Genomic DNA, 6,468 nt, shown 5'->3' with positions numbered 1-6,468 from the left:
ATTCGTGATCCCTGAGGCTTCGGTCGGGCTTTCTTTCACTTCTCACTATACCTTATAAAAAGAAAATAGTGGGTAATGTCATCCGTCGATGACATTACCCACTAATCTTAGTATGTTTTTTGTGCTATTCTAGTCCGTAAATTCTATTAATAGGTCATTTGTTGTAATGGCTTCACCATCACCAACATATATTTTTTTCACTTGACCAGCAAACGGAGCTTGGACAGTTGTTTCCATCTTCATAGCTTCTGTAACAATCAAAAAGTCACCCTTTTCAACTTTTTCTCCTTCCTCACAAAGTACCTTAATGACTGTTCCAGGCATCGTTGCACCAATTTGATGTTGATTCGATGGATCAATTTTAGGTTTTGCTGCCACCTCTGATGTAATATTTTCATCATTCACTACCACTTCTCTCGACTGACCATTTAATTCAAAATACACGACTCTAGTTGCATCTGATCTGGGTTCAGAAATAGAAAGAAGTTTAACAATTAATGTTTTTCCCTGCTCAATTTCCACTTCAACCTCTTCACCCAACTTCATTCCATAAAAAAACGTCGGCGTATCTAACACGGATAAATTCCCGTATTTTTCATGAAATTTATGATAATCCATAAACACTTTAGGATAAAGAGCACAAGCAATCATATCAAAACTTGTGACATGACGATCTAATTTCTTAAACAACGTATTTTTCATCTCGGTAAAATCAACCGGTTCTATTAATTCACCTGGCCTGACTTTAATCGGTTCTTTTCCTTTCAAGATAATGCGTTGAAGTTCTTTAGGAAAACCTTGATATGGCTGACCAATATAGCCTTGGGCAAATTCAACTACCGAATCTGGAAAATCAATCGATTCACCTTTTTCATAGACATCATCTTCAGTTAAGTTGTTTTGTACCATGAAAAGTGTCATATCTCCAATAACTTTGGAAGAAGGCGTAACTTTTACAACATCGCCAAACATGTCATTGACTTGACGAAACATTGTCTTTACTTCATTCCATCTGTTCCCTAAACCTACCGCATTAGCCTGTTGCATTAAGTTACTATATTGTCCACCTGGCATCTCATGAAAATAAACTTCAGTATTTGGAGCCCTAAGGCCACTTTCAAATTGCTGATAATAATTACGGACATTCTCCCAATAATTGGATAGCTTTTCATATGATTCAATGTTGATTTTAGGTTGTCGTTCATTCCCTTCAAGAGCATGATATAGGGTTTGTGCGCTTGGCTGTGAAGTTAATCCTGCCATCGACCCTGCTGCCACATCTACAGCATCCACTCCTGCATCAATGGCACGCACGTATGTGTATATACCATTGCCGCTCGTATCATGTGTATGGAGGTGAATCGGAATATCCACAGTTTCTTTTAGTGTTGTAACTAACTGATAAGCAGCTTCAGGTTTAAGCAATCCAGCCATATCTTTAATTCCTAATACATGCGCCCCAGTGTTCTCTAATTCCTTTGCTAAATTTCTATAATAAGTAAGGTCGTATTTAGAACGACCACTGTCTAATATATCTCCCGTATAACAAATAGATGCCTCTGCTAATTTCCCCGCTTCTCTAACAGCATGAATAGCAGGTTTCATTCCTTCTAACCAGTTTAAGCTGTCAAAAATTCGATAAACATCTATACCACCTTCTGAGCTTTTCTTTACAAACTCTTCGATTAGATTATCGGGATAGTTTTTATATCCGACTGCGTTACTCGCCCTTAATAACATCTGAAATAAAACATTAGGCATTTTTTGACGTAGGTTTAATAGTCTCTCCCATGGATCTTCTTTTAAAAATCGATAAGCCACGTCAAAAGTAGCACCTCCCCACATTTCAACCGAAAAAAGCTCTGGCAATAGGCGTGCAGTTGGTTCTGCAGCCTTCAAGATATCCTTGGTACGAATTCTTGTAGCTAAAAGAGATTGATGAGCATCTCTGAATGTAGTATCTGTTAGCAGGACATCCTGTTGTTCTTTCATCCAATCAACAACGCCACTTGGCCCTTTTTTATCTAAGATTTGCTTAGTACCTTTTTGTTCAGGTACTTGATCAATTTTAGGTAATTCAGGTTGTTTGAAGTGAGGCTTTTTCTTTTTCGGCATCCCATCGAACCCGTTAACAGTTGTGTGAGCTATGTAAGATAACATTTTTGTGCCACGATTTTTACGCTTAGGAAAGACAAATAATTCAGGTGTTTTATCGACAAACGTTGTATCGTACTCACCAGACATAAAGTATTCATGTAGCATCACATTCTCTAAAAAAGGGATATTCGTCTTTATCCCTCTGATTCTGAATTCCTTTAAGTTTCGCACCATTTTATCAGCAGCATGTTTAAAAGATAGTGCCCATGTCGATACTTTAACTAATAATGAATCATAATGAGGTGAAATGACAGCCCCTTGGAAACCATTCCCAGCATCCAGGCGAACACCGAAGCCACCACCTGATCTATAAACATTTATTCTTCCTGTATCTGGCATAAAGTTATTTAAAGGATCTTCTGTTGTTATACGCGATTGTATAGCGTACCCCATTGTGTGGATTTTTTCCTGCTTAGGTATACCTATAGTAGTACCATGCAAGTCTTTTCCATCAGCAATCATAATTTGAGACTGTACGATATCTACTCCTGTAATCATTTCTGTAATGGTATGTTCAACTTGAACGCGTGGATTTACTTCAATAAAATAAAAATCTTTTTCTGTAACTAAAAACTCAACTGTTCCGGCATTTAAATAATCCACATTTTTCATTAGGGTTACTGCCGCATTACATATTTCTAATCTTAATTCTTCAGAAATAGATACACTTGGTGCCACTTCTACTAATTTTTGATGCCTTCTCTGAACTGAACAGTCACGATCATAAAGATGAACTATGTTTTGTTTTTTATCCCCTAGAATTTGCACTTCAATATGCTTTGGATTTTCAATTAATTTTTCCACATATACTTCATCATCGCCAAAAGCCGCTCTTGCTTCTGATTTTGCCCTATCAAAAGCTTCCTCTAAATTGCTTTCATTTCTGACGATACGCATACCCCGACCACCCCCACCCAGGGTTGCCTTAATAATAATAGGATAGCCATGCTCTTTTCCAAAATCAGCCACTTCTTTCAGTGAATCAACAGGCCCACCACTTCCCGGGATTACTTTAAGACCAGCTTTAACAGCCTGCGAGCGAGCTCTCACTTTATCACCAAACATCTGCAAATGTTCGCTAGTAGGGCCAATGAAAATAATACCTTCTTCTTCACAACGCTTGGCAAATTGAATATTTTCCGATAAAAAACCATAGCCTGGGTGTATCGCATCAACATCTACACTTTTTGCAAGTTTAATAATTTCTTCAATATCCAGATAAGCTTCTGTAGGTTTTTTACTTTCTCCAATTAAATATGCTTCATCTGCTTTATATCTATGATAAGAACCTGAATCTTCTTTTGAATAAATAGCAACCGTCCGAATATTTAACTCAGTACAAGCGCGGAAGACCCGGATAGCAATTTCACCACGATTTGCAACTAATACTTTATTAATTTTCTCTAACTCGACCATTGTTTCTCTCTCCTTTGATAAGTTTGCAAAGTTTTTCTAGGTTGTCTTTCCATTGGTGAATCATACTCTCTCTTTCTTGACATTCATAGCAACATTATTCAAAACCCCCATAGAAACCATCAAAACAAGTAAGGACAATCCTCCATAGCTAATAAAAGGTAGAGTGACCCCAGTAATTGGCAAAACACCACTTATTGCTCCTAAATTAACTGTAGCTTGTATCCCAACCATAGTTGAAATGCCTATAGCAATAAGTGATCCAAAACTGTCTTTACATTTCCTAGCTATAAAATATCCTCTTAATACAATCGTCGCTGACGTTCCAATAACGATGATGACGCCAATAAATCCCAATTCTTCAGCAATAATAGCCATAATAAAATCGGTATGCGCTTCCATTAAGTACCCTAATTTTTGGACACTTTGTCCTAAACCTTCGCCTGTTATCCCACCTACTCCTATAGCGAGGTATGATTGAATAAGATGATATCCATCTGTATCTGGAGCCGTATACGGTTGATAAGCACCAGTAAATCTGGCAATCCTAACATCTGTTACCATATTTGGAATCGCAATAGCTAATGGGGAAAAACCCCCTACTAAAAATGTTTATAAGGGTAAAGACAAACACACACAAATGCAATTAAACTCACAAAAAACCATTGCGATTGTTTAACTAAATAATATGTACTTTCACGCCCTTCCACGATGGCAGTTACCATGCTTGAACTATAAATCATAATTAAGCCGAAAGCTGCTAACAAAATGGGTGCAATGACTAATGTAAAATCGTAATATTTAAAGTCATTCATCCTTTTTTCCCCATCATCTAGCTATTTTTAAACTAAACGGGTGGCCCTTTTAGTATATCACATTAATCTAATTAGAGTAACACATTATTTCATTATATCCATTTTTAGCTTCTGATATTTTAGAAAATTTAATATAAATTAATAATAAGAAATAACCTTAATGTGCATCAACGCTTCATTAAAGAATTAAAAACAAAAAAACCTTGCCTTTCTCTATGTTGGCAAAGTTTTGCTTGGTATTACAAAAAAGCCACAAGACAGAGATATTTAGTCTAATTACACTGAATTCTGTGCCGCCTCATGTAGTATATTGAGCTGTCTTTCTAAGTTTTCGAGAATACTCTTTCCTTCACTTTCTGTAATCAAGTTTAAGCGAACAGCAAAGTCAATCTCTCTCGATAAACCAAACATTTGAGTATCTAATACCTCTTCATACAAAGGGCACTGTGGCATTGTTAAATTTTTTATTTGAACCTCTATCAGTCTTAATATTTTGTCAGCATCAGCCTTAAGAAGGGCATGGGCTTTTTCTCGATGAGTTACGGTCATCTCTGGCATCAAATTTATCCCCTCCAACATAGAACTTCTATGATCAATAAGTTTGCTTATATAAAAAGCATATTATATTTTTTATAGAAAATTCCTCTTCTTATTTATATTATCGTTAGAGTTCATAAAAAGCAAATGAAAATATTGTAATATAAATAAACTCTCACAATCCGTGAAAAATTTTCTCATGTCTGCTATCCTTGTAAAAGAAAATAGAGAGAGGTGGAAAGAAATGATTGTTCCAATAAAAGGGAATGTTACCTATCCAATCACATTGGATCCAACCGTATGGATATTTGATGATCGTAAAATTTTACTTGAAGAAGCATTTACAAATAAAGCAAGTGAATCAAACACAGAAAGTGATTATGATAAAACAGCACAAAGGTGGAGTCAAGAAGTTTATCAACAGAAAATTAAGCCACCTGTTAATAGAAGCATTAACCGATTTGAAAGAGAAAAAATATTGAAGAATTCTTATGTGATGCCGATTAAGGATTTTATAAACAATGCCGAAATAACATCTGAGGCTAGGGAAGCTGTGTTAGTTACTGATAAAGGTAATGTCAACATTTCTTTAGAGCACTTGAGAAATTGTCTATTGTTATTCGCAATAGACGGCAAACCTTTAAAAGATAACGGTCCTGTTCAATTGTTTTATCAAGATGGAACTAATCAGGAAGATCCAATTACTGGTATTAAAGAGATAGTTATAGAATAACGATTAACATTGATTCGACATAGTCATATAAAAATAACAAGCCATTCTGGATATAATGAACACAGATTGGCTTTTTTATTGAGGAAACGTTTTAAATTTAAAAGTATAATTTAGCTTAACTAACTTAAAATAACACCAAAGTATATCCTTTATAGGAGGTATTTCAAGGTGTTAAAACGATTATTTTTAATATTACTACCTGTTTTATTATTATTTGCTTGCCAACAAGAGAATAACGAAGGTACATTATCCGATCAAGAAACGACTGACCGCTATGTTAAACTTAAAAATAGCAATCAAGATGAAAAAAAAGAATTGTCAAACAGTCAAATTGCAAATCATCTTGTAGATGTCGCTGATTCTGTTCCTGATGTTAATAACTCTGTAGCCATTGTACTTGGTCCATATGCCGTAGTCGGACTTAATGTTGATGGGGATTTGGATAGATCTCGAGTAGGAACGATCAAATATTCCGTGTTGGAGGCATTAAAAAAAGATCCATACGGTAAAACAGCTGTCGTAGTCGCAGACGGTGATATAGCAGATAGAATTAGTGAAATGAACAAAAAAGTGCAGGAAGGTTATCCCGTACAAGGTATTATTGAAGAGCTAGCTGCAATTGTTGGTCGCTATATGCCAAACTTCCCAGTACCTGAAAACATGCCTAAAGAAGAGGATCAAAATAAAGAAATCCTTCCTGAGGATGATAAAGAAAACTTAGAAGACATTCAAGAAAATCAGTCTAATGATGAATTAGATAATAAAAGATAAGAAAAAGTGTTCCTCTTTATGAGGAACACTTTTTAAGTACTG

6 protein-coding genes are annotated in these 6,468 nt (G+C 35.6%); 2 read left to right on the top strand and 4 right to left on the bottom strand.

The genetic code is table 11. The annotated features are described in order from the left end of the window. Nucleotides 1-129 precede the first annotated feature (129 nt). The 4 genes from pyc to KQI49_RS16600 all read right to left on the bottom strand — a co-directional run bounded on the left by pyc (nucleotide 130) and on the right by KQI49_RS16600 (nucleotide 4,943). The gene (gene pyc, locus KQI49_RS16610; protein WP_216490709.1) at nucleotides 130-3,573 is read right to left on the bottom strand and encodes a pyruvate carboxylase; all 3,444 of its coding nucleotides are present in this window, start codon (nucleotides 3,571-3,573) and stop codon (nucleotides 130-132) included. 60 nt (nucleotides 3,574-3,633) lie between these two features. Further along, nucleotides 3,634-4,134: an FtsW/RodA/SpoVE family cell cycle protein gene (locus KQI49_RS16605; RefSeq protein WP_371817592.1), complete on the bottom strand. Its 501-nt coding sequence runs from the start codon at nucleotides 4,132-4,134 to the stop codon at nucleotides 3,634-3,636. A gap of 38 nt (nucleotides 4,135-4,172) precedes the next feature. Further along, a complete protein-coding gene (locus KQI49_RS18960) occupies nucleotides 4,173-4,385 on the bottom strand; it encodes an FtsW/RodA/SpoVE family cell cycle protein (protein WP_371817591.1) in 213 nt (70 codons plus the stop codon). 276 nt (nucleotides 4,386-4,661) lie between these two features. Next, nucleotides 4,662-4,943 carry an Fpa/YlaN family protein gene (locus KQI49_RS16600; RefSeq protein WP_216490708.1) on the bottom strand — a complete coding sequence of 94 codons (282 nt, stop codon included), beginning with the start codon at nucleotides 4,941-4,943 and terminating at the stop codon, nucleotides 4,662-4,664. A 223-nt stretch (nucleotides 4,944-5,166) separates the two neighbouring features. Here KQI49_RS16600 and KQI49_RS16595 point away from each other — a divergent pair, with 223 nt between their 5' ends. Together KQI49_RS16595 and KQI49_RS16590 are read left to right on the top strand one after the other, a co-directional pair. After that, on the top strand, nucleotides 5,167-5,655 hold the full coding sequence (locus KQI49_RS16595) for a hypothetical protein (RefSeq protein ID WP_216490707.1): 489 nt from the start codon (nucleotides 5,167-5,169) through the stop codon (nucleotides 5,653-5,655). Nucleotides 5,656-5,823: 168 nt separating this feature from the next. After that, the gene (locus KQI49_RS16590; protein ID WP_216490706.1) at nucleotides 5,824-6,426 is read left to right on the top strand and encodes a YhcN/YlaJ family sporulation lipoprotein; all 603 of its coding nucleotides are present in this window, start codon (nucleotides 5,824-5,826) and stop codon (nucleotides 6,424-6,426) included. Nucleotides 6,427-6,468 lie beyond the last annotated feature (42 nt).

Source organism: Virgibacillus sp. MSJ-26, from assembly GCF_018918075.1.
Lineage (GTDB): Bacteria > Bacillota > Bacilli > Bacillales > Amphibacillaceae > MSJ-26.
The sequence above is the reverse complement of the archived record's forward strand: the minus strand, read 5'-3'. Positions and strand labels throughout refer to the sequence as shown.